The sequence below is a fragment of the Chachezhania antarctica genome, assembly GCF_003646465.1.
In the GTDB taxonomy this organism is placed as follows: domain Bacteria; phylum Pseudomonadota; class Alphaproteobacteria; order Rhodobacterales; family Rhodobacteraceae; genus Chachezhania; species Chachezhania antarctica.
The window spans coordinates 23,261-46,467 of sequence record NZ_QZEX01000017.1; the positions used below are offsets into that span (position 1 = coordinate 23,261).

Consider the following 23,207-nt stretch of genomic DNA (forward strand, 5'->3'; position numbering starts at 1 on the left):
CCGGTCCTCGCCGCGGACGCGCCGATGGACGTTGACATCCATTCCGGGATAAAATTATTTCAGAAGATGAAATAACTTGGCGTCAGCCGCCACGGGGGAGCATCACGTGTATCTGGGGTTTGATCTTGGCACGTCCGGGCTGCGGGCCCTTCTCGTGGATGGTGACGGCGCGGTCATCGGGTCGGCGGAAGCCGCGTTCGACGTGTCCCATCCCCGTCCCGGGTGGTCGGAACAGGACCCGGCCCACTGGATCGCCGCGTGCGATAAAGCGATGGCAGCCCTCAAGGCCGCTCACCCGGCCGAGCTTGCGGCGTTGCGCGGCATCGGCCTGAGCGGTCACATGCATGGCGCGACGCTTCTGGACGCCGCGGGGGCGGTGCTGCGGCCCTGCATCCTGTGGAACGACACCCGCGCCCATGTGGAGGCCGCCGCGCTGGACGCCGCGCCGGGCGTGCGGGAGCTGTCGGGCAACATCGTCTTTCCCGGCTTCACCGCGCCGAAACTGGCCTGGGTCCGCACGCAAGAGCCTGAAATCTTCGACAAGGTCGCCAAGGTCCTGCTGCCCAAGGACTACCTGCGGTACTGGCTGACCGGAGAGCTGATCGGCGACATGTCGGATTGTGCCGGCACCTCGTGGCTGGATGTCGGCGCGCGGGACTGGTCGGACAGGCTGCTGGAGGCCGGGGGCATGCGGCGCGATCAGATGCCGGGGCTTGTCGAAGGCTCCGCGCCGTCGGGGCAGCTGCGGGCGCAGCTGTGTGCCGACTGGGGGATCGAGGGCACGGTCACCGTGGCAGGCGGTGGTGGCGACAACGCCGTTGCGGCCTGCGGGGTCGGGTGCTTCCGGGAAGGCGACGGGTTCGTTTCGCTGGGAACCTCAGGCGTGCTGCTGGCCGCGAAGGACAGCTATGCGCCGGCACCCGAAACCGCCGTTCACACGTTCTGCCACGCGGTGCCGGACACGTGGTACCAGATGGGCGTTATACTGGCCGCGACCGACTGTCTGAACTGGCTGTCGCGCAATCTTGGCCGGTCGCCGGCCGAGCTTTCGGCCATGGTGGGAAACACGGCTGCGGGACCGTCTTCGACCCTGTTCCTGCCGTACCTGTCGGGCGAACGGACACCACACAACGACAGCGCCATCCGCGGCGCGTTCATCGGGCTGGACATCGCGTCGGAGCCTGCGGATCTGGCGCAGGCGGTGATGGAAGGGGTGGCCTTCGCGCTGAGAGACTCGCTGGAGGCGCTGAAGAGCACGGGTACCGATCTGTCGCGGGTTCTGGCCATCGGCGGCGGTATGCAATCTGCCTTCTGGGTGGACATGCTGGCCAATGTGCTGAACTTGCCGCTGGACATGCCGGACAAGGGCGAATTCGGTGCAGCGCTTGGCGCGGCGCGGCTGGGGATGGCGGCCGATACGGGCGGCGATCTGGCCGCGATCATGACCCGCCCGGCGGTCGCGCGCACGGTTGAGCCCAGGCCCGGCCTCACTGCGCAGTACGACGAAAGCTATGAACGGTACCGGGCGCTTTATCCGGCGCTGTCGAGCGACGTCAGTCGGCGGTGACGGGCAGGTCGCGGATCTTCATTTCCAGAATGCCTTCGATGGCGTAGGCCGCGGCGCCTTTCGCCCACATCACATCGCCCCACTGATGCTCAAGCACCTGCGGGCGGGGGCCTTCGATCTGGATGGCGTAGTTGACCGTCTGGGCGATGACCTTGTCGGCCTCCAGCTGGTCGAAGGCGGCGCGGCGGCCGGCGAGGATGATCATCTCAGGGTCGAAAAGGTTGATGACGTTGGCCATGCCAAGGGCCAGCATCCGGCGGGCGCGCTCGAAAATCGCCCGGGCGACGGCATCCCCGTTCTGGGCCGCCTGCCATAGCGCGTCGAGGCTGGATTTGGGGCCGTCATGGGACATGATGTTGGCCTCGCGCAGAAGTGCGTAATCGCCGACGTAAGCCTCAAGGCATCCGCGCTGGCCGCATTGGCAGAGCGCGCCGTCCAACTGCACCTTGGTGTGGCCGATCTCGGCCCCGCAGCCGCGCGCGCCGCGGTAAAGTTCGTTCTTGATGACGATGCCCATGCCCACGCCATGTTCCAGCGTGATCACGATGAAATTGGGAATGCCGCGGCCGACGCCGAACAGTTGTTCGGCTTTCGCCACCAGGTTGGCGTCGTTGTCGAGAAAGACCGGGCAGCCGAAGCATTCGTCAAGGATTGCGCCCATCGCCACGCTGCGCCGGTTGAGCGACGGCGACCAGTGCACGAAGCGTTTCTGCGCATCGACAAGACCGGCCAGCCCGATCCCCACGCCCGAGATGTCGCTGACGGAAAGCCCCGCCTTCCCGCAGGCCTGCGCCAGCGCATCGCGAATCGTTTCGGCCAGCGTGCGGGCGTCCATCGACGGCTGGTCCAAAGGGGCCACGTGGCTGGCAACCTCGTTGCCTTCGAAATCGACGATGGTGGTTGAAATGGTCCGCCGCGCGACTTTCGCGCCGGCGATCAGGTGCGCCTCGCCCCGGACCTTCAGGGCGACGCGGGGCCGGCCACGGCGGGTTTCGACGGGATGGTCTTCGGGAACGACTTCCTCGATCAGGCCCTTGCCCAGTAGCTCGGCCGCGATGGCCGTGACGGTGGCCGGGCTGGCGCCGATCTGCTTGGCGATGTCGATGCGCGCAATGCGGCCCGCCTGCCGGATGGCCTCGAACACCTGCAGGCGACCGTTCTGCTTCTGGTCGCGAACCTGGGAAAATTGCACCGGACGCTTCATCTGCTTCCTTCGATAGAGCTGCTGTCATACGCCCCTGACCCCGGGCGGTGCAACGTCATCCAAGCTTATGCGGCGCGGATCGGGGATGCCAAGCATATTTATTTTGACTGCTAAAAAAATGGTGATACGGTCTGCGCAATCGTGTGAGTCACAAAGCACCACGCAGAAGATCGTGTTTCATAGGGAGGAAAACATGACCCGTTTCAAGATCACTTCAGTGGCCGCCGTTCTGGCCGTTCTGGGCTCGGCCGCGCTGGCCCAGGACATCACGGTCGGCGTCAGCTGGTCGAATTTCCAGGAAGAACGCTGGAAAACCGACGAGGCCGCGATCGTCGAGGCGCTGAAGGCCGCCGGCGCGGAATACCTGTCGGCCGACGCGCAGTCGTCGTCGTCCAAGCAGCTGTCGGACATCGAAAGCCTGATCGCACAGGGCGCCGACTCGCTGATCATCCTTGCGCAGGACAGCCAGGCCATCGGCCCCGCCGTGCAGGCGGCGACGGACGAAGGCATCCCGGTCGTGGGCTACGACCGTCTGATCGACGATCCCCGCGCCTTCTACCTGACCTTCGACAATGTCGAGGTCGGCCGCCTTCAGGCCGAGGCCGTGTTCAAGCAGGCGCCCACCGGCAATTACGTGATGATCAAGGGTTCGCCCACCGATCCGAACGCGGATTTCCTGCGCGGCGGTCAGCAGGAAGTGCTGCAGGCGGCCATCGACGCGGGTGACGTGACCATCGTGGGCGAGGCCTATACCGACGGCTGGCTGCCCGCCAACGCGCAGCGCAACATGGAGCAGATGCTGACGGCGCAGGACAACAAGGTCGACGCGGTCGTGGCCTCGAACGACGGGACCGCCGGCGGTGTCGTCGCGGCACTGACGGCGCAGGGCATGCAGGGCATACCGGTGTCGGGTCAGGACGGCGACCACGCCGCGCTGAACCGCGTGGCCAAGGGCACGCAGACCGTTTCCGTCTGGAAGGACGCGCGCGATCTGGGCAAGGCCGCAGCCGAAATCGCCGTGGCACTGGCCGAAGGTCAGAAGATGGCCGAAGTCGAGGATGCCGAAACGTGGACCTCGCCCTCGGGCAAGGATCTGACGGCGAAGTTCCTGGCCCCGGTGCCGATCACGGCAGACAACCTGACGGCCGTCGTCGATGCCGGCTGGATCACGCAGGAATCCCTGTGCCAGGGCGTGACCGACGGCCCCGCTCCCTGCAACTGATCAAGACCCGGGCCTCCTGCCGCGATGGCGGGGGCCCGGCCCTGACCTCTAACCGAGAGGTTTGGCCATGGCCGACACAACTTCCCCAACAGCAGCGACCGTCGTGACAAAAAGCAAGTTCCAGGAACTAGAACTCGATCTGCGTCTGCTGGGCATGATCGGCGCGTTGGTCCTTTTGTGCATCGGGTTCAACCTGATGACGGACGGGCGCTTCCTGACGCCGCGCAACATCTTCAACCTGTCGATCCAGACCGTTTCGGTCGCAATCATGGCGTGCGGAATGGTGTTCATCATCGTCACCCGCCATATCGACCTGAGCGTCGGCGCGCTGCTGGCGACGTGTTCCGCCATCATGGCGATGCTGCAAACCCAGTGGCTGCCGCAGACGCTGGGGCTGGGCCTTGGCAACCCGATGATCTGGGTGATCGCCATCGTGCTGGGCCTTGTCGCGGGGACGGCCATCGGCGCCTTTCAGGGCTGGCTGGTGGGCTATCTGACCATCCCGGCCTTCATCGTCACGCTGGGAGGGTTCCTCGTCTGGCGGAACGTGGCGTGGTACCTGACCGACGGGCAGACGATCGGCCCGCTCGACGCGAATTTCCTGAAGCTGGGGGGAATCAACGGTACCCTGGGCACGACATGGTCGTGGGTCCTGGGCGCGGTGGCCGCCGCGGCGGCGGTCTGGGCGCTTGTGAACGCGCGCCGGGCCAAGGTGAACTACGGCTTCCCGACCAAGCCCGTCTGGGCCGAGGCGGTGATGGCCACGATCTCGGTCGGTGCGATCCTGGGCTTCATCGCCACGCTGAATGCCTACACCATTCCCGAACGCCGCCTTGAACGCATGTTCGAGGCCCGCGGAGAGATCATGCCCGAGGGCCTGATCGTGGGCTACGGCGTGCCGATTTCCGTCCTGCTTCTGCTGGCCGTGGCGCTGGTGCTGACGGTCGTCGCCCGCAAGACTCGGTTCGGCCGGTACATCTTTGCAACTGGCGGCAACCCTGACGCGGCTGAATTGTCCGGCATCAACACCCGCTGGCTGACGGTGAAGGTCTTCGCGCTGATGGGTTTCCTGTGTGCGCTGTCGGCGGTTGTGGCATCGGCCCGGCTGGCGAACCATTCGAACGATATCGGCACGCTCGATGAATTGCGCGTCATCGCCGCCGCCGTGATAGGCGGGACAGCGCTGGCTGGGGGCTCCGGCACCATCTACGGCGCGATCCTTGGCGCGCTGATCATGCAGGCGCTGCAATCGGGCATGGCGATGGTGGGCGTGGATGCGCCGTTCCAGAACATCGTTGTCGGCTCGGTCCTCGTGCTCGCCGTGCTTCTGGACATCGTCTACCGCAAACGCGTGGGGGTGAAGTGATGGCAACGCCGCTTGTAGAAATGAAGGACATCTCGATCTCGTTCGGCGGGATCAAAGCTGTCGACCATGTGTCGGTGGATCTGTACCCGGGCGAGGTCGTGGGCCTTCTGGGCCATAACGGCGCCGGGAAATCGACGCTGATCAAGATCCTGTCGGGCGCCTACAAGGCCGACGCGGGCGAGATCCGGGTGAACGGCGAGAAGGTGGAGATCCACAATCCCCGCGAGGCCCGCGACCTGAACATCGAAACCATCTACCAGACGCTGGCGCTGGCCGATAACCTCGACGCCGCATCGAACCTGTTCCTTGGGCGCGAGCTGATCACGCCCATGGGCCTGATCGACGACGCCGCGATGGAGGCCGAGTGCCGCAAGATCATGGGCCGGCTGAACCCCAACTTCCGCAAGTTCGCCGAGCCTGTGTCGGCCCTGTCGGGCGGGCAGCGGCAATCGGTGGCAATCGCGCGGGCGGTCTATTTCAACGCCAAGATCCTAATTATGGACGAACCGACCGCAGCACTTGGCCCGCACGAAACACAGATGGTGTCGGACCTGATCCAGAAGCTGAAGGCCGAAGGCATCGGCATCTTCCTGATCGACCACGACGTTCACGCCGTGATGGAGCTGTGCGACCGTGCCTCGGTCATGAAGAACGGCGAACTGGTCGGCACCGTCAATATCGACGAGGTCACCGATGACGATCTGCTGTCGATGATCATTCTTGGCAAGAACCCCGCCGCAGCGGCCTGACGGCCCCTGTCCACCCTGTTGCGGCGCGCGTCTCTGGCGCGGCCTTTCCGATGACGGAGATTCCCATGTCCATTTTCAACGCGATTTCGCCCGCCACCTACCAGGGCCCCGATAGCACCGATCCGCTGGCGTTCCACCACTACAACCCCGACGAAATGGTCATGGGCAAATCGCTGAAGGACCATCTGCGCTTTGCCGTCGCCTACTGGCATTCCTTCGCGTGGGAAGGCGGCGATCCGTTCGGCGGGCGTACCTTCGACCGTCCGTGGTACCCGCAGGACAGCATGGAGAACGCGAAGCTAAAGGCCGACAACGCGTTCGAGATGTTCCGCATCCTTGGCGTGCCGTATTTCTGCTGGCACGATGTCGACCTGCGCCCCGAACAGGGCAGCTTTGCCGACAATGCGTCCACGCTGGACGAGATTACCGATTACATCGCGCCCAAGATGGAAGAGACCGGGATCGGCTTGCTGTGGGGTACGGCGAACATGTTCACCGACCGGCGCTACATGTCGGGCGCGGCCACCAACCCCGATCCGGATGTCTTCGCCTTTGCCGCGGCGACGGTGAAATCCTGCATGGACGCGACGCTGAAACTGGGCGGCCAGAACTACGTGTTGTGGGGCGGGCGCGAAGGGTATGAAACGCTTCTGAACACCGATCTGGGGCAGGAGCAGGACCATCTTGCGCGTTTCCTGTCGATGGTCGTCGACTACAAGCACAAGATCGGCTTCAAGGGTCAGATCCTTGTCGAACCCAAACCACAGGAGCCGTCGAAGCATCAATACGATTTCGACGTCGCGACCTGCATCGGCTTCCTGCGCAAGTACGGGCTGGAAAACGAGGTGAAGCTGAACATCGAACAGGGTCACGCGATCCTGGCCGGGCACAGCTTCGAACACGAACTGGCGCTGGCCACGTCCGAAGGGATGCTGGGTTCGATCGACATGAACCGGAACGACTACCAGTCGGGCTGGGACACGGACCAGTTCCCCAACAACGTGCCCGAAGTGGCGCTGGCCTATTACTACATCCTGAAGGCGGGCGGCTTTACCTCGGGCGGGACGAACTTCGACGCCAAGCTGCGCCGCCAGTCGCTGGACGCCGAAGACCTGATCGCCGCACATGTCGGCGCGATGGATGTCTGCGCCCGCGGCCTGAAAGCCGCAGCCGCGATGCTGGAGGGCGGAGAGCTCGATGCCGCACTGTCCGACCGCTATGCCGGTTGGGAAAGCGACACCGCGCAGGCCATGCTGACCAGCGATCTGGACAGCATCGCCCAACGGGTGATCGATGAAGACATCCGGCCCGAGCCGAAATCCGGCCGGCAGGAGCGTCTGGAAAACATCGTCAACCGCTACGTCTGACGGGCCTTCAGGCAACCACGCCTACTTGGTGGGCGTGGACTTTCTTGTCTCACGATGTTAGCGCTAACGAAGCGGAAAGCGCAGAAAGGGACTCGCGCCATGGCCCAGATGGTTGTTATCGACGGAACGGAAGCCGCGGCTCGGCTGTTCCCTCTCCGATCCGCCCGGACTGGAGACTGACTTCATGGTATCGCGCGTCATTCCCGTCGACCCGTTCGACCTTGTGCTGTTCGGGGCGACGGGTGACCTCGCCCGGCGCAAGATCCTGCCGGGGCTGTTTCACCGTTTCGCGGTCGAACAGATGCCGCCCGATGCGCGGGTCATAGGCTCGGCCCGGTCCGAGATGGACAGGGCGGCCTTCGTCAACATGGCGCGCGCCTGCCTGCTGGAATTCGCCGGCCCCACGGCTGAAGACACCGAAAAGCTGGAGGCCTTCCTTGGCCAGCTCGACTACGTGAAGGTCGATGCGACGGGGGACGAGGGCTGGGCGCCGCTGAAGGACATTCTGCGCACCGATGCCGTGCGCGCGTTCTATCTTTCGGTCTCGCCGTCTCTTTTCGGCGCGATTGCCACGAACCTGACGCAGCACGGCATCGCGACACCGGAGAGCCGGATCGTCGTGGAAAAGCCGTTCGGGCACGATCTGGCATCGGCGCGCGCGCTGAACGCCGACCTGCGCAAGAATTTCACCGAACGGCAGATCTACCGGATCGACCATTACCTGGGCAAGGAAACGGTCCAGAACCTCATGGCGCTCCGGTTTGCCAACGCGCTGTGGGAGCCCTTGTGGAACGCGACCCATATCGATCACGTGCAGATCACCGTGGCCGAAACCGTGGGCGCCGAAGGGCGCAGCGAATATTACGACCGCTCCGGCGCGATGCGGGACATGGTGCAGAACCATCTGATGCAGCTTCTGTGCCTGACGGCGATGGAGCCGCCCTCGCGCTTCAACCCCAACGCCGTCCGGGACGAGAAGGTGAAGGTGATCGAGGCGCTGGAGCCCGTGGCCCAGTCCGACATCGTGCGCGGGCAGTACCGCGCGCTTCATGGCGACGACAGCTATGCCGATCACGCGGGCGTGCCCAACAGCCGCACGGAAAGCTATGTTGCGATGAAGGTGAACATCGGCAACTGGCGATGGGCCGGCACGCCGTTCTACCTGCGCACGGGGAAAAAGCTGCGGGCGCGCAGTTCGGAGATCGCGGTAGTCTTCCGCGATCCGCCGCACATGATCTTCCCCGAGATGAAGGGCCTGAAGGGCAACGCGATGGTCATTCGCCTGCAGCCCGACGAAGGCATCAAGCTGCGCAACACGATCAAGGAACCGGGGCCGGGCGGCTTCCGTCTGGTCGAGGTCACGATGGACATGACGTTTGCCGACGCACTGGACGAAGACGCTGTCCCGCAGGATGCCTATGAACGGCTGATCATGGACGTGATACGGGGCGACCAGACCCTGTTCATGCGCGGGGACGAAGCCGAGGCCGCCTGGGCGTGGGTAGACCCGATCATCGCCGCGTGGGAAGATGCAGGCACCCGGCCCGACATGTACGATCAGGGCTCGTCCGGGCCCGAAGACGCGCTGATGCTGCTGCACCGGGACGGTCGGCGCTGGCGCGAGATAAGCTGAAAGGCAGGATGACATGACCCTGAACGACACCGTCAGGCGCGTGACCGACCGTATCATCGACCGCAGCCGCGACACCCGCGGCCCGCATCTGGACCGCATGGCCGCAGCCAGGTCGAAAGGGCCCGCACGAGGGCACCTGTCATGCTCGGGCCAGGCGCACGCCTATGCCGCGACGGGGGGCGACAAAGACAGGCTGGCCGAAGGCACGGCCGGAAACCTTGGCATCGTCACGGCCTACAACGACATGCTGTCGGCCCATCAGCCGTTCGAACGCTACCCCGACCTGATCCGCCGCGCCGCTCGCGATGTCGGCGGCACCGCGCAGGTAGCCGGTGGCGTGCCCGCGATGTGCGATGGCGTCACCCAAGGAGAGGCGGGGATGGAGCTCTCGCTCTTCTCCCGCGACACGATCGCCCTCGCGGCGTCCGTGGCGCTCAGCCACAACACGTTCGACGCGGCGGTCTTCCTTGGCGTCTGCGACAAGATCGTGCCGGGGCTGGTGATCGCGGCGCAGGCCTTCGGCCATCTGCCCGCCGTCTTCGTGCCTGCGGGGCCGATGGAAAGCGGGCTTGCCAATGACGACAAGGCCAAGGTGCGCCAGAAATTCGCCTCCGGAGAGGTCGGGCGCGATGCGCTGATGGCGGCGGAAATGGCGGCCTATCACGGGCCGGGCACCTGCACGTTCTACGGCACCGCCAACACCAACCAGATGCTGATGGAGTTCATGGGCCTTCACTTGCCCGGGTCCAGCTTTGTTTCGCCAAATACCGAGCTTCGCGATGCCCTGACCCGCGAAGGCGCGCAGCGGGCGCTGGCGCTTTCGGCGCTTGGCAACGACTACACGCCGGTCTGCGATATCCTTGATGAACGCGCCTTCGTGAACGGGATCGTCGGGCTGAACGCCACGGGCGGGTCGACGAACCTGTTGATCCACCTGATCGCCATGGCGCGGGCCGGCGGCATCGTGCTGGACTGGCAGGACTTTTCCGACCTGTCCGACGTGACCCCGCTGCTGGCGCGGGTCTATCCCAACGGGCTGGCCGACGTGAACCATTTCCACGCGGCCGGTGGGCTGGGCTACATGATCGGCGAATTGCTGAAGACGGGCCTGCTGCACCCCGACACCCGCACCGTCGCGGGCGAGGGTCTGGAGCATTACACGCAGGATCCCAAGCTGAAGGACGGTGTGCTGAGCTGGGAGCCGGGGCCGGAGGCGAGCCTGAACACCAAGATCCTGCGCCCCGCGTCCGAGCCGTTCCAATCCACTGGCGGGCTGAAGCGGATGACCGGTTCGCTGGGCACCGCGGTGATGAAGGTCTCGGCCGTGGCATCGGAACATCACGTGATCGAAGCCCCCGCCCGCGTCTTCGCCGATCAGGAAGAGGTCAAGGCCGCCTTCAAGGCCGGGACGCTGACCGAGGATGTCGTCGTCGTCGTCCGGTTCCAGGGACCGAAGGCCAACGGCATGCCGGAACTTCACAGCCTCACGCCCATCTTGTCGATCATGCAGGGCAGGGGACAGCGCGTCGCATTGGTCACGGACGGACGCATGTCGGGCGCGTCGGGCAAGGTGCCGGCGGCGATCCATGTCTCTCCCGAAGCGCTCAACGGCGGGCCGATTGCGCAGTTGCAGGACGGGGATATCGTCCGCGTCGATGCCGTACAGGGCGTGCTGGATATCCTGACGTCCGGCGTGCTGGATCGCGAACCGGCCACGGCCGACCTGACGGGGAACCAGCACGGCGTGGGCCGCGAACTCTTCGCCGCTTTCCGCGCGAACGTGGGCAGTGCCGAGACAGGGGCCGCCGTTTTCTGAGGCCGGGAGTCCAATGCCTGCTCGGTCATAGGCTGTCCCGGACATTGTTCGCGGCGGTCGTGGCAAGGCAATTTGATTTACGTCGATCAAGTCAGTCTAGGAATATCGCCTCCATGTAGGAGGCCTCGCCTATACCCGGCAGCAACTTCTTGTAATAAAATGTAATTCCCGGAATCCCACCGCTAACCTCACATTGTTTCAAAATGCTTGAGGACAATCATTCCGATTGTTATCGTTACCATGTTCCGGATCAGGAGAATCCGGAGCGTGGGGAGGAACATGCGAAGCCCGACGCTCAATGACGTCGCGCGGCTGGCCGGTGTCAGCTACGCGACCGCTGATCGCGTGGTGAACCACCGTGGCAACGTGGCCGACAAGTCGGTGCGCAAGGTGCTGACGGCGGTGGAGCAGCTGGGCTATGTCCGCAATGTTGCGGCCGCTAACCTGTCGCGAAGCCGGACCTACCGGCTGGCGTTCCTCATGCCCGGCGGCAGCAATCCTTTCTTCGAGCGGATGCATGCACATCTGGAAAAGGCCGCGTCGCATCTGAAACATTCGCAAGTGTCCATCAATATCGTCATCGTCGATGCCTTCGCCGTCGAGGCGCTGGAGCAGGCGATCGAGGTGGTGGCGGGTGCCGATTATGACGGGATAGCCATCGTTGGTCTTGGCAATGATCGGTTGGTGGCGCCGCTGAATGCTCTGCGGGATCGCGGCACGCGGATCGTTTCGCTGGTGTCTGACCTGCCCGACAGCTGCCGCGAACATTATGTCGGGATCAACAATCTGAAAGCCGGACGTTCGGCCGCGCGGTTGATGGGCATGGCCCATGCGGGCGGGCCGGGGCGCGCTCTCGTGGCCGTCGGATCATTGGATGCGCCGGACCATGCCGACCGATTGCAGGGCTTCCGTACCGTGCTGGAAGAGGACTTCCCGGAAATCGAAATCGCCAGCGTGATCGAGATGCGCGACCAGTCCGCTCTCATGCACCGGATGATGATGGAGGCCTGGTCTACCACCGAAGGTGTCAGCGCCGTCTACAACGTGGGCGCGGGCAACGAAGGGCTGATAGATGCGCTGCGGATCATGGATCGTCCGCGCCGGTTCTGCAGTATCGTTCACGATCTGATCCCGCCGACCCGCCGGGCGCTGGAAGACGGCACGCTGGACGCGGCGATAGATCAGCGCCCCGAAATCGAGATCAACCGGGCGCTGACGCTGCTGCGGGCCATCGTCGACGATCTTCCGCCACCGCCCATGCCCGAGCTGATCCCCGCCATCTTTGTCCGGGACAATCTTCCGGACGAAACCGTTTGAAGCGAAAGGCCCGAACCCGATCCGGCGCAGACCGGACGGATATCACAAGACCACCGCCAGCCGCTGCGTAAAGCCGGCGCCAAGGGAGGACCATCATGAAGACAATCAAGGGACCCGCGCTGTTTCTGGCGCAGTTTGCCGGTGACGACGCCCCGTTCAATTCGTGGGATGCGATCACCAAATGGGCCGCCGATTGCGGCTACAAGGGCGTTCAGGTGCCCAGCTGGGACGGCCGCCTGTTCGACCTGGACCGCGCCGCGGAAAGCAAGGATTACTGCGACGAATTCAAGGGCAAGGCGGCGGAAAACGGCGTGGAAGTGACGGAGCTTTCGACCCACCTTCAGGGCCAGCTTGTCGCCGTTCACCCCGCCTATGATGCCGCATTCGACGGTTTCGCCGCGCCCGAGGTGCACGGTAACCCGAAAGCGCGGCAGGAATGGGCCGTCGATCAGGTGATGAAAGCTCTGTCTGCGTCGAAAAACATGGGGATAGGTGCACATGCGACGTTCTCGGGCGCGCTGGCCTGGCCCTACCTGTACCCGTGGCCGCAGCGCCCCGCAGGACTGGTGGAAACCGCGTTCGACGAGCTGGCGAAACGCTGGACCCCGATCCTGAACCATGCCGAGGAGTGCGGCGTCGACGTCTGCTATGAAATCCATCCGGGCGAGGATCTGCACGACGGTATCACCTACGAGATGTTCCTTGAGCGCACCGGCAACCACGCCCGTGCCTGCATGCTGTACGATCCCAGCCACTACGTGCTGCAATGCCTTGATTATCTTGACAATATCGACATCTACAAGGATCGTATCAGGATGTTCCATGTCAAGGATGCCGAATTCAATCCGACGGGACGGCAGGGGGTCTATTCCGGGTACCAGTCCTGGGTCGACCGGGCCGGGCGTTTCCGGTCGCCGGGTGATGGGCAGGTCGATTTTGGCGCGGTGTTTTCCAAGATGGCGGCTAACGATTTCGACGGCTGGGCCGTGGTCGAATGGGAATGCTGTCTGAAGCACCCCGAAGACGGCGCGCGCGAGGGCGCACAGTTCGTGGCGGATCATATCATTCGCGTGACCGAAAGGGCCTTTGACGATTTCGCCGATGGCGGAACCGACGAGGCCGCAAACCGCAAGATGCTGGGGATCAACTGATGGCACCTATTCGCTTGGGCATGGTCGGCGGCGGGAACGACGCCTTCATCGGCGCCGTGCACCGCATCGCCGCCCGGATGGACGACCGGTTCGAACTGGTGGCCGGGGCATTGTCTTCGACGCCAGAAAAGGCCGCGGCCAGCGCAAAGGCGCTTGGGCTCGCGCGCTCCTACGGTTGTTTCGAGGAAATGGCCGAGGCCGAGGCCGCGCGCGAGGACGGGATCGAGGCGGTCGCCATCGTGACACCGAACCACGTCCATTACCCGGCATCAAAGCCGTTTCTTGAAAAGGGCATTCACGTCATCTGCGACAAGCCCCTGACCGCCACGATGGAAGATGCCGCGGCGATGGAAAAGGTCGTGGCGGACAGTGACGCGCTGTTCATCCTGACGCACAACTACACGGGTTACCCCATGATCCGGCAGGCCCGGGCGATGGTCGAGGCTGGCGATCTGGGCCATGTCCGCATTGTGCAGGTGGAATACGCGCAGGACTGGCTGACGCCGCCGGTCGAAACCCAGGGCGTGAAGCAGGCCGAATGGCGCACCGATCCCGAACGCTCGGGTGCCGGGGGCGCGGTGGGCGATATCGGGACGCACGCCTATATCCTTGCGAATTTCGTCTCGGGCCTGAAGGCCGAAAGTCTGGCCGCCGATCTGCAAAGCTTTGGCGCGGGCCGGACGCTGGACGACAACGCGCACATGATGCTGCGCTTTGCCGGCGGCGCGCGGGGCATGCTTTGGTGCAGCCAGGTGGTGCCGGGAAACGAGAATGCCCTGAAACTGCGGGTCTACGGCGACAAGGGCGGGCTGGAATGGGCCCAGGAAGATCCCAACTACCTGTGGTTCACGCCCCTTGGCGAACCGAAGCGCCTGATCACCCGCGCCGGGGCGGGGTCGGCCGATGCACTTGGTGCCATCACGCGCACCCCGTCCGGGCATCCCGAAGGCTATCTTGAGGGCTTTGCCAACATCTACACCGAAGCCGCGGATGCGATCCGGGCCGTGCAGGGCGGGACGTCGCGGGAGAAGGCGATGGGCTTGTTGCCGGGCATCGCGGAAGGCATGGCCGGGATGGCTTTCATCAATGCCAGCGTGACATCATCGGCACAGGATGCGGCCTGGGTGACGCTCTGACAACGGCTCCTTGGTTCGGCCTTTCGCGCTGGCCCCGGGTGTTTGCTGCGTGGTGCTGTTTCGCGGGGGCAGTCCGGGCCGCGCCTACGCGGCTCGGACTGGCTCGCGACTTCGACCGATGTCGGAACGCGATGTGACGTCGGGCGGCTGAGCGGTATCCCGTCGTAGGGTGCGTGGTTCCCACGCACCGCACCTCAGCGAATGCTGACAGGTGCCGTGAAGGTGTACCCCACGCCATAGACCGACCGGATCGGCGCCTCCAACCCCGTGCCTTCACCGATCTTGCGGCGCAGGCGGCTGACCACGGCATCCAGATGGCGATTGTCGAACTTGACCGTGGGGCGGTCGAGCCGTTCGACCAGATCCTCGCGGCGGGCGACGTCGTCGGTCGACGAACACAGGGCGTTCAGGAAAGCGAATTCCGTCGCCGTCAGCTTCAGCGCCTGACGGTCGGGCGCGAAGAGCGTCCACTCCCGGCTGTCCAGCACCCAGACGGGTTTCGCATCGCTGGCCGTTTCCGCGCTTTCCCCGGTGCGCCGCAAGAGGCTGCGCACGCAAGCCTCGATCTCGCGCAGCGGCGTGTCCTTGACAAGATAGACATCGGCGCCGCTGTCGAAGCCACGGATCCGGTTCTCGCTGCCTTCAAGCCCGGTCAGCATGACGATACCGCAGGTATGGTGGGCCCGGATCTCGCTTGCCAGGTCGAACCCGTCGCCGTCGGGCAGGCCGACATCAAGGATGATCACGCGCGGGGGCATGTCCTCGGCCATTGCCGCCCTGAGGTCCGCTGCCGACCCCGCGCCAGAGGCATTCAGCCCGGTCAGGCACAGGAAATCGACGATGTCCATGCGCAGGCGGTCTTCGTCCTCGACGACAAGGATACGGCTCATGGGCATGCGGGGTCCTCCTGTCGTGCCGCGCTCCCGGCCGGTGCGGCGGGCAGCCTGATCTCGGCCATGGTGCCGCCGCCATCGGCCGGGGCAAGCACAAGGTCGCCGTCGTGATAGGCCACCAGACGCCGCGCCGCATAGAGCCCCATACCCGTCCCGGTCCCCGGCGTGGCGTTCGAGGCACGGAAGTACCGCCGGCCGATGCCCGCCCGGTCGGCTTCGGGAATGCCGATGCCCCGGTCGGTCACCCGGATGACGGCTCCGTCCGCATCGGCCTGCGCTGTCAGGACGACAGGAGTGTCGGCGGGAGAGTATTTCAGCGCGTTGTCGACCAGGTTGATCACGGCGGTCAGCAGCATGTCCGGGTCGGCCACGACCTGAAGCCCAGTGTCCCGCATGTCGATCTGCAGCCGTTGGCTGCCGCCTGTCATGTCGAAATGCAGCATCACGTCGGCCATCAGGTCCGTCAGCGGCAGCGGCTCGGGATGAAAGCCGCCTTCCCGGTCGCCGGTCAGGAAACGGTCGATCAGCGCCGACAGGCGGTCCAGCGACTGCCCGATCCCGGCCAGCCGGTCGCGCGCGGCGGGGTCGATGCCCTGGCCTGTCAGCACGATCATCTCGGCCGCGTTGCGGATGGTGGCGATGGGGGTGCGGAATTCGTGGCTGACGAAGCGGTTGAAATCGGCCTGCTCCTCGCGCAGCAGCCGCTCGGATTCCAGGCTGGCGCTCAGCTTGCCTTCCAGGCGTTTGCGCTCCTCCACTTCCAGCCGCAGGGCCGCGTTGTTGGCCCGCAGGTCGGCCGACAGGCGCCAGCTGACCATCAGGATCAGGCTGGCGAACAGGGCGGTGACAAAGACGATGCCCTGCATGATGTACCATGCGTTCCGGTCGCTGAGCACGACAAGCCCGGTGCCGGGCGGGTCGCGGTATTCCATCGCCGTGGCCCCGATGCTGACGACCATGTAATAGCACAGAACGCCCACGGTGAAGCCGCGCAACAGGCGCGGCACGGTTCGGTCGCGCAGCAGCGACAGGCTCATCAGCGACATCACCGCGACGGTAAAGATCGTGGCCATCAGGAAGCGCAGGGCGACGTTGCCGGGCACGAAGAGGATCGCGGCCACCCAGCCGGCCAGAAGGGCCGCCAGCAGCCCGACCATCAGCCGCGTACGCGGCGGCTGGCCCAGGAAGCGCGCCAGGCCGATGGCGATCAGGACGGTCCCCACCCGGATCAGCATGATATCGGTCACGATCCACCACGGCGGCGCGTCGCCGCCCCGCAGGGTCATCATCAGGATCCCCAGCGACATGGCCGAAAACCCCGACGCAAAGTACTTGAGCGCGTCGAGCTGGCGCCACGCCAGCCAGAACAGCACCCATGTGACCGCTTCAAGAGCGGCCACACCAACGCCCACGGCGAAGATCGTCGTCAGATCCAGCATTCCCGTCATCTTGTCATGACGCCGTTTTCCCATCTTCGACGCCACACGTAACGCAAGTCGACCGATATTGGCGAGCTTTCGACGCTGACTGCGGGCAGGTCTTCAGGGATGAGACGGGGCTGGCTTCCTCAGGTTGGGCTGAGCGGACCCATGGTCGCCGCAACGGGCGGGCGCCCGCAAACGGACGCGGCCCGCAAGACGATGTCTTGCGGGCCGCTACGGCTGAGCCGGCAATCAGCCGGACCTACAGGTGGCACAGCGCGCGACGGGCGCTGACGTCACCTTATTCCTTGAAGAGATCGATTTCGGCGATCGAGTCGCTGCGTTCGGAGCCTTGAAGCTTCTGCTGGATCTCATCGTTGTCGACCAGCAGGATGATCATGCCGTCGTTAATTGCAACGGTCCCCTGCTCGGCCTTGACGTTGATCGTGTCACGCTGGAGATTTGCGTCCTGTGCGACCTCGATCATGAAATCCGCCGTGTTTGCATCCAGATCGACGTCCTTGACGGTGCCCAGAGCCTGGCCATCGATGGTGTAGACGTCACTGCCTTTGAAGCTGTCGAAAACGGACACGTCGGTGAAGTCTGTGGGCGTGTAGCTGCCCTGCGCGACGGCGATCGTCGAAGAAAGCATAGCGGCGGAGGCGATTGCAAGAACCTTGCTCTTGATTGTCATGGGATAGCCTTTCCTTGGCGTGTCTAGGTATGGAGGGTTAACCGCTGTAGGCTCTTCTGGTTCCACAACTTCTTTGGATTACAGTTTGACATGGGCGTCTTTTCGCACACCGGTCCGTGTGTGGAGGCGGGTACGCTGAATGTCCCAAGGCGCCTGTCAGCACAGCCGGGTCCGCAGACCAGACCCCCGACGTCGGGCAGCGGCCGAAAGCGATCCGGGCAATGGTGCCAAGAAAGTTGTCCATGAAACGTGCAGCGTGTTTGCCGCGCGTAAAATTTCATGTTCTAAGTGATTATCGCTTTAAAAAAACAGGGAGTAAGCATTACATGTCGGAAGATGAAAAATTAAGCGATATGCATCAGTCGCGAAGCGACCCCGATGCCATTACATTCGATACAGAATACGAACTGGGGCAGGACAATATCCGGCCCCTTGGACTTGATATTCACAACCCCGTTTTCGTGATTTCCGGCGCGGCGATCGTTCTTTTCGTCGTTGTGGCGCTGCTCAATCAGGAATCCACCGCGACCCTGTTCGGCTGGCTACGCCCGTGGCTGACCAGCACGTTCGACTGGTTCCTGATGATGTCGGTGAACATCATCTTCCTGTTCTGCATCGTTGTGGCGATCTCGCCCCTTGGCAAGGTCAGGATCGGCGGGCAAGGGGCCACGCCCGATTACGGCTACCTGTCGTGGATCGCGATGCTGTTTTCCGCAGGCATGGGCATCGGGCTTCTGTTCTTCTCGGTGCTCGAACCGATGTATTACTCCCTGCCCGAACTGAATGCTCTGCCGCTGGGCGTCAACCCGATGAATGACGATGGAACCATCGGAAATTCGGGGCTTGCCGCCACGGTCTTTCACTGGGGCTTCTCGGCCTGGGCGGTTTACGTTGTCGTGGCGCTCAGCCTTGCGATCTTTGCCTACAACCTCGGTCTGCCGCTGACGCTGCGGTCGGCCTTCTATCCTATCCTGGGCGAAAAGGTCTGGGGCTGGTGGGGCCATGCGATCGACATCCTCGCCGTCTTTGCCACGCTCTTCGGCCTGACCACGACGCTGGGACTGGGTGCGCAGCAGATCGCCGCCGGCCTGACCGACGTGTTCGGGATCGAGATGGGGCAGACCGGGATCGTCATCCTGATCATCATCATCACCATGGCTGCGCTGGTCTCGGTGCTCCTGGGGATGGATGCAGGCGTGAAACGGCTGGCCGAAATCAACATGTGGCTGGCATTCGCCCTGTTCCTGTTCGTGCTCTTCGTCGGCCCGACGATGGTCCTGCTGGGCCGGTTCGCCGACACGATGGTGGAATATGTCCGCGACTTCGCCGCCCTGTCGAACCCGTTCGGGCGTGAAGACACCGGATACATGCATGGCTGGACGACCTTCTACTGGGCCTGGTGGATCGCTTGGTCGCCCTTCGTCGGCATGTTCATTGCGCGGGTTTCCCGCGGGCGGACCGTGCGCGAATTCATCATCTGCGTGCTGGTCCTGCCGTCGCTGGTCTGCGCCCTGTGGATGAGCGTGTTCGGCGGCATGGCGCTGGAGCAGCTGGCAGCCGGGTATGAAGGCGCGAAGGAAGTCGTCGTGGCCTACAAGCCCGAATTGTCGTTCTTCCGCATGATAGACCAGTTCCCGCTCTACAACCTCGTGGCGCCGCTTTGCCTTGTGCTGATCGTGGTGTTCTTCGTCACCTCGTCGGATTCCGGGTCGCTGGTGATCGACACGATCACGGCCGGCGGCAAGATGGACGCCCCGGTCGCGCAGCGCGTGTTCTGGTGCACGTTTGAAGGCCTCGTGGCCATCGCCCTGCTGCTGGGCGGCGGGCTGAATGCGCTTCAGGGAGCGGCCGTGTCGATGGGCATTCCGTTCACGCTGGTGGTGCTGGCAATGTGCTACTGCCTGTACCTTGCGCTGAAATCCGAACGGCGCCTGATGGGTCAGCCCGAGGGGTCCGGCGCGACCCCGCCGCACGAGGTGGAGCACAACGAAGACCCGCGCGGCAAGCACTGGTAACAGTCCCGCAGGATCCCTGCCGCAGCGCGGTGGGGGTCCTGCACACCCCGTGGGGCGGGTAGGTCGCGCACGTGACGGGTACCGCGGCCCGACCTGACTTCGCACTGAAACAAGGCGACTGGGCAGCCTCTGTGCAGTCGACCCGGTGCCGGCAGAAACGGGGCTGCCGGACACCTTGTTGCGACAATGCACAGGCTGCGCTTCCCACAGATTACCTGAGGGAATGCCGCGCTGCGGCTGGTTGGGAATCCTCCTGGCCCCGCGTGCCGCGACCCTTGATCCACCGTCCTTCGTTGCGCATGGTTTCATCTCTTTTTCGATGACAAGCGCCGCAAGGTGCCTAATCCTTGATCGGCCGCATTCCAACGCGGGACTGCAATCAGGTTCGCGCACGCAATGGGACGATCACGGATGGATGTCGGCCTGTCTCCGCCGCACAAAGTCTGCGCAAACCCGGACATGTCGCCGGGAAAATCCCAGAAAAAATGACCGGCAAGGAGAGACAGTTCCAATGATGAAACAGAAAACCATGAAAGCGGCCCTTTCGGCGCTGGCCGTCGCGGTAAGCGCGCAAAGCGCGGCCGCGCTCGATGAAATCACCGTCGGCTACTTCCTGGAATGGCCGATGCCGTTCGAATACGCCAAGGCCACCGGCCGTTATGACGAAGAGTTGGGAATGAAGGTCAACTGGGTGTCCTTCGATGCCGGCACCGCGATGTCGGCGGCGATGGCGTCGGGCGACGTTCAGCTTTCCGTCAGCCAGGGCCTGCCGCCGTTCGTCGTCGGCGTGTCGGCTGGTGTCGATCTGCAGATCGTCGACATCGCGGTCAGCTATTCGGAAAATGACAACTGCGTCGTGGCCGAAGCGCTGGAGATCGACAAGGACAGCGCGAAGGAGCTGGAAGGCAAGAAGGTCGGCGTGCCGATCGGCACCGCGGCTCACTATGGCTTCCTCAAGCAGATGAGCCATTTCGACGTCGATATCACCACGATGGAAATCGTCGACATGGCACCGGCCGAAGGGGCTGCTGCCTTCGCGCAGGGCAACCTCGACATGGTGTGCGGCTGGGGCGGTGCGCTGCGCCGCATGAAGGAACACGGCAACGTCCTGCTGACCGGCGCCGAGAAGGAAGACCTGGGCATTCTCGTCTTCGACGTGACGTCGGGCCCGTCGACCTTCATCGCTGAAAACAGCGAAGTGGTGACCAAGTTCCTGCAGGTGACGGCCGACGCGAACGAGATGTGGGCCGCGGGCTCGAACACGCAGGAAATGATCGACGTGATCGCCAAGGACGCCGGCATGGACCCGGCCGATGCTGCGGCCTCGCTTGAAACCTTCACCTTCCCGACGGTGGAAGAGCAGCTTGGCCCGAAATGGCTTGGCGGCGGCGCGCAGGAATTCATGCTTGGCGTGGCACAGGTCTTCAAGGACGCGGGCTCGATCCCCGAGGCGCTGGAATCCTATGACGATACGGTCAACACCGGCCCGCTGTCCGATGTGAGCAAGTAAACCAGTAGCCGGGCGCGGGGCCTGCGCTTCGCGCCCGGACCAGTAACAAGGAACAAGCGTCATGGGCGGCTTGCATATCGAAAACCTATCCATGCGGTTCGACCTGCCCAACGGGACCAGTGTCCAGGCGCTTCAGGACGTCTCGCTCGACATCGGATCGGGAGAGATGGTGTCGATCCTCGGGCCGTCCGGCTGCGGGAAGACGACGCTTCTGAACATCGTCGCGGGCTTCCTGGCGCAGACGTCTGGCAAGGTGATGATGAACGGCCATACCGTGACCGGGCCGGACGCGGAACGCGGGATGGTGTTCCAGAAGGGCGCGCTCTTCGAATGGATGAACGTGCGCGACAATGTCGAATTCGGCCCCAGGATGAAGGGCATGCCGGCGTCGGAGCGAAAGGCGATCGCCGACCGGCTGCTTGAAACGGTGGGGCTGCGCGATTTCAAGGAAAAGGCAGTCTACGAATTGTCGGGCGGGATGCAGCAGCGCGTGGCGCTGGCCCGCTGCCTTGCCAACGATCCCGATCTGATCCTGATGGACGAACCGCTGGGCGCGCTGGATGCGCTGACCCGCGAGAAGATGCAGGGCCTCGTCCTGAAGCTGTGGAAGGAGACCGGGAAGACGGTGGTGCTGATCACCCACTCGGTCGAAGAGGCATTGCTGCTGGGCGAACGCCTGATCGTGATGGCCCCGCGCCCGGGCCGGATCTACAAGGAATACCGCCTGCCCTTCGCCGAACGGGGCGTGAATGCCGACCTGCGCGAGGTCAAGAAAAGCGAAGGCTTCGCCGAAACCCGCGATGAAATCCTGTCGATGATCTGGGAAATGGAAGAAGAGATCATGGGCCGCGCGGAGGCAAGCGCATGACTGGCTGGATCGTCCTTCTCCTTTACATTCTCCTGTTCGCCGGCGCTTTCGTCCTAATCAACTTCGTCCGCCGGATGTCTGCCAAGACCAGCGATTATACCTCGCTCAAAACGGTGACCTTCGGCGACGAAAGCGCCATCCGCCCGGACCGCGCGGCCTCGATCCTGTCGGTGCTGGTTATCTTCCTGATCTGGGGCGCCTTCACCGGCTCCAAATGGGCGCCGTTCCACGTGCCCGGCCCCTATAGCGGCACGACCGAGTTCACCTATACTGCCACCGCCGCCGACGGCACGACCGACGATGCAACGGTGCGGGTGGTGGTCCACGGCCCCGACGAAGACCCGGATGCGCCCGAGATCGACCCGGGTGAGGGGATGGCCAGGAACGATTCCGACACGGTGCAGATCTGGAGGTCGACCCTGATCCGCGCGCATGCGAACGATACACCGGCTGTCGAGGACGACTACAACGTCACCGCCGTCGATGGCCAGCCCATCGCGCCGGGTGAAACCGTCAAGGTGAACGATGGTACGGTCACGATGACGGCCAAGGGCTCGCTCAGCTTCGAGCCCGCGAAGGGCCTGCAGATGGAGCCGATCTGGATGCCCTCGCCCGAGGCGGTGGTCAGCCGGTTCATCGAGATCGCATCCTCCGGCTACCAGAACTTCACCCTGTGGCAGCATCTGGGCTGGTCGCTGTTTCGTGTCCTGCTGGGCTTTGCCTGCGGCGCGCTGCTGGGCATTCCGCTGGGCTATGCGATGGGCCTTTCGGGCTGGTTCCGCGGCTGGTTCGATCCGATCGTAGAATTCATGCGGCCCGTTCCGCCCTTGGCGCTGATCCCGCTGGTGATCATCTGGTTCGGGATCTGGGAAACGGGCAAGATCGTCCTGCTGTTTCTTGCCGCGCTCTGGGTCATGACCATCGCCGCGCGCGCCGGGGTTTCGGGCGTGAACATCACCAAGGTCCACGCCGCCTATTCGCTGGGCGCTTCCAAATCGCAAGTGCTGCGCTACGTGATCGTGCCGAACTCCCTGCCCGAGATCTTCACGGGGGCCCGCGTCGCCATGGGCGTCTGCTGGGGCACCGTGGTCGCGGCCGAGCTTGTGGCCGCGCAGAAGGGCGCGGGCATGATGATCATCGCGGCGTCGAAGTTCCAGCTGACGGATATCGTGCTGATGGGCATCATCCTGATCGGCATCATCGGCTATGGCATCGACATCCTGATGCGGATGGCGGAAAAGGTGCTGGTTCCATGGAAAGGGCAATCCTGACGCCCGG

General features: G+C 64.1%; 18 protein-coding genes. 14 read left to right on the forward strand and 4 right to left on the reverse strand.

What is annotated here, in order from left to right; translation table 11 throughout:
• Positions 1-106 precede the first annotated feature (106 nt).
• Positions 107-1,567 carry a xylulokinase gene (xylB, locus tag D4754_RS21785; protein WP_121068072.1) on the forward strand — a complete coding sequence of 487 codons (1,461 nt, stop codon included), beginning with the start codon at positions 107-109 and terminating at the stop codon, positions 1,565-1,567.
• Here the strand turns inward: xylB and D4754_RS21790 are convergent.
• On the reverse strand, positions 1,554-2,771 hold the full coding sequence (locus tag D4754_RS21790; protein WP_121068074.1) for an ROK family transcriptional regulator: 1,218 nt from the start codon (positions 2,769-2,771) through the stop codon (positions 1,554-1,556). The genes xylB and D4754_RS21790 overlap by 14 nt on opposite strands.
• 193 nt (positions 2,772-2,964) lie before the next feature.
• Between D4754_RS21790 and xylF the strand changes: the two genes are divergently transcribed.
• From xylF to D4754_RS21835, 9 genes are all read left to right on the forward strand, one after another.
• Positions 2,965-3,993 carry a D-xylose ABC transporter substrate-binding protein gene (gene xylF / locus D4754_RS21795; protein WP_121068076.1) on the forward strand — a complete coding sequence of 343 codons (1,029 nt, stop codon included), beginning with the start codon at positions 2,965-2,967 and terminating at the stop codon, positions 3,991-3,993.
• A 67-nt stretch (positions 3,994-4,060) separates the two neighbouring features.
• Positions 4,061-5,359 (forward strand): sugar ABC transporter permease, encoded by a 1,299-nt coding sequence (locus tag D4754_RS21800; protein WP_121068078.1) that lies wholly within the window; start codon positions 4,061-4,063, stop codon positions 5,357-5,359.
• Positions 5,359-6,108: an ATP-binding cassette domain-containing protein gene (locus D4754_RS21805; RefSeq protein WP_121068080.1), complete on the forward strand. Its 750-nt coding sequence runs from the start codon at positions 5,359-5,361 to the stop codon at positions 6,106-6,108. The genes D4754_RS21800 and D4754_RS21805 overlap by 1 nt, the downstream gene beginning before the upstream one ends.
• Before the next feature lie 65 nt (positions 6,109-6,173).
• On the forward strand, positions 6,174-7,475 hold the full coding sequence (gene xylA, locus D4754_RS21810; protein WP_121068082.1) for a xylose isomerase: 1,302 nt from the start codon (positions 6,174-6,176) through the stop codon (positions 7,473-7,475).
• Between the two features lie 184 nt (positions 7,476-7,659).
• Positions 7,660-9,108 carry a glucose-6-phosphate dehydrogenase gene (zwf, locus tag D4754_RS21815; protein ID WP_121068084.1) on the forward strand — a complete coding sequence of 483 codons (1,449 nt, stop codon included), beginning with the start codon at positions 7,660-7,662 and terminating at the stop codon, positions 9,106-9,108.
• Between the two features lie 13 nt (positions 9,109-9,121).
• The gene (gene edd, locus D4754_RS21820) at positions 9,122-10,924 is read left to right on the forward strand and encodes a phosphogluconate dehydratase (RefSeq protein ID WP_121068085.1); all 1,803 of its coding nucleotides are present in this window, start codon (positions 9,122-9,124) and stop codon (positions 10,922-10,924) included.
• Positions 10,925-11,203: 279 nt separating this feature from the next.
• Complete coding sequence (locus tag D4754_RS21825) at positions 11,204-12,241, forward strand: LacI family DNA-binding transcriptional regulator (RefSeq protein ID WP_163026020.1); 1,038 nt, start codon at positions 11,204-11,206, stop codon at positions 12,239-12,241.
• Between the two features lie 95 nt (positions 12,242-12,336).
• Entirely contained in the window at positions 12,337-13,392 is a 1,056-nt protein-coding gene (locus tag D4754_RS21830) for a sugar phosphate isomerase/epimerase family protein (protein WP_121068090.1), read from the forward strand.
• A complete protein-coding gene (locus D4754_RS21835) occupies positions 13,392-14,528 on the forward strand; it encodes a Gfo/Idh/MocA family protein (RefSeq protein ID WP_205589690.1) in 1,137 nt (378 codons plus the stop codon). The genes D4754_RS21830 and D4754_RS21835 overlap by 1 nt, the downstream gene beginning before the upstream one ends.
• A gap of 194 nt (positions 14,529-14,722) precedes the next feature.
• Here D4754_RS21835 and D4754_RS21840 read toward each other — a convergent pair whose 3' ends face one another.
• From D4754_RS21840 to D4754_RS21850, 3 genes are all read right to left on the reverse strand, one after another.
• Complete coding sequence (locus tag D4754_RS21840; RefSeq protein ID WP_240453974.1) at positions 14,723-15,424, reverse strand: response regulator transcription factor; 702 nt, start codon at positions 15,422-15,424, stop codon at positions 14,723-14,725.
• Complete coding sequence (locus tag D4754_RS21845) at positions 15,415-16,893, reverse strand: sensor histidine kinase (RefSeq protein WP_163026021.1); 1,479 nt, start codon at positions 16,891-16,893, stop codon at positions 15,415-15,417. The genes D4754_RS21840 and D4754_RS21845 overlap by 10 nt, the downstream gene beginning before the upstream one ends.
• Before the next feature lie 250 nt (positions 16,894-17,143).
• Positions 17,144-17,536: a PRC-barrel domain-containing protein gene (locus D4754_RS21850; RefSeq protein WP_121068095.1), complete on the reverse strand. Its 393-nt coding sequence runs from the start codon at positions 17,534-17,536 to the stop codon at positions 17,144-17,146.
• A 353-nt stretch (positions 17,537-17,889) separates the two neighbouring features.
• Here D4754_RS21850 and D4754_RS21855 point away from each other — a divergent pair, with 353 nt between their 5' ends.
• The 4 genes from D4754_RS21855 to D4754_RS21870 all read left to right on the forward strand — a co-directional run bounded on the left by D4754_RS21855 (position 17,890) and on the right by D4754_RS21870 (position 23,200).
• Positions 17,890-19,551: a BCCT family transporter gene (locus tag D4754_RS21855; protein ID WP_240453975.1), complete on the forward strand. Its 1,662-nt coding sequence runs from the start codon at positions 17,890-17,892 to the stop codon at positions 19,549-19,551.
• Between the two features lie 511 nt (positions 19,552-20,062).
• Positions 20,063-21,061 carry a taurine ABC transporter substrate-binding protein gene (locus D4754_RS21860; RefSeq protein WP_121068099.1) on the forward strand — a complete coding sequence of 333 codons (999 nt, stop codon included), beginning with the start codon at positions 20,063-20,065 and terminating at the stop codon, positions 21,059-21,061.
• A gap of 61 nt (positions 21,062-21,122) precedes the next feature.
• Positions 21,123-21,929, forward strand: a complete 807-nt coding sequence (locus D4754_RS21865; protein WP_121068101.1) for a taurine ABC transporter ATP-binding protein — start codon at positions 21,123-21,125, stop codon at positions 21,927-21,929.
• The gene (locus tag D4754_RS21870; RefSeq protein WP_121068103.1) at positions 21,926-23,200 is read left to right on the forward strand and encodes an ABC transporter permease; all 1,275 of its coding nucleotides are present in this window, start codon (positions 21,926-21,928) and stop codon (positions 23,198-23,200) included. The genes D4754_RS21865 and D4754_RS21870 overlap by 4 nt, the downstream gene beginning before the upstream one ends.
• Positions 23,201-23,207: the final 7 nt, after the last annotated feature.

Excerpts from the sequence above, each read along its gene's own strand:
- D4754_RS21800 (WP_121068078.1), top strand. The coding sequence starts at position 4,061 with ATGGCCGACACAACTTCCCCAACAGCAGCGACCGTCGTGACAAAAAGC.
- D4754_RS21825 (WP_163026020.1), top strand. The coding sequence starts at position 11,204 with ATGCGAAGCCCGACGCTCAATGACGTCGCGCGGCTGGCCGGTGTCAGC.
- D4754_RS21835 (WP_205589690.1), top strand. The coding sequence starts at position 13,392 with ATGGCACCTATTCGCTTGGGCATGGTCGGCGGCGGGAACGACGCCTTC.
- D4754_RS21840 (WP_240453974.1), bottom strand. The coding sequence starts at position 15,424 with ATGCCCATGAGCCGTATCCTTGTCGTCGAGGACGAAGACCGCCTGCGC.
- xylF (WP_121068076.1), top strand. The coding sequence starts at position 2,965 with ATGACCCGTTTCAAGATCACTTCAGTGGCCGCCGTTCTGGCCGTTCTG.
- edd (WP_121068085.1), top strand. The coding sequence starts at position 9,122 with ATGACCCTGAACGACACCGTCAGGCGCGTGACCGACCGTATCATCGAC.
- D4754_RS21860 (WP_121068099.1), top strand. The coding sequence starts at position 20,063 with ATGATGAAACAGAAAACCATGAAAGCGGCCCTTTCGGCGCTGGCCGTC.
- xylA (WP_121068082.1), top strand. The coding sequence starts at position 6,174 with ATGTCCATTTTCAACGCGATTTCGCCCGCCACCTACCAGGGCCCCGAT.
- zwf (WP_121068084.1), top strand. The coding sequence starts at position 7,660 with ATGGTATCGCGCGTCATTCCCGTCGACCCGTTCGACCTTGTGCTGTTC.
- D4754_RS21830 (WP_121068090.1), top strand. The coding sequence starts at position 12,337 with ATGAAGACAATCAAGGGACCCGCGCTGTTTCTGGCGCAGTTTGCCGGT.
- D4754_RS21805 (WP_121068080.1), top strand. The coding sequence starts at position 5,359 with ATGGCAACGCCGCTTGTAGAAATGAAGGACATCTCGATCTCGTTCGGC.
- D4754_RS21845 (WP_163026021.1), bottom strand. The coding sequence starts at position 16,893 with ATGGGAAAACGGCGTCATGACAAGATGACGGGAATGCTGGATCTGACG.
- D4754_RS21870 (WP_121068103.1), top strand. The coding sequence starts at position 21,926 with ATGACTGGCTGGATCGTCCTTCTCCTTTACATTCTCCTGTTCGCCGGC.
- D4754_RS21865 (WP_121068101.1), top strand. The coding sequence starts at position 21,123 with ATGGGCGGCTTGCATATCGAAAACCTATCCATGCGGTTCGACCTGCCC.
- D4754_RS21850 (WP_121068095.1), bottom strand. The coding sequence starts at position 17,536 with ATGACAATCAAGAGCAAGGTTCTTGCAATCGCCTCCGCCGCTATGCTT.
- D4754_RS21855 (WP_240453975.1), top strand. The coding sequence starts at position 17,890 with ATGCATCAGTCGCGAAGCGACCCCGATGCCATTACATTCGATACAGAA.
- D4754_RS21790 (WP_121068074.1), bottom strand. The coding sequence starts at position 2,771 with ATGAAGCGTCCGGTGCAATTTTCCCAGGTTCGCGACCAGAAGCAGAAC.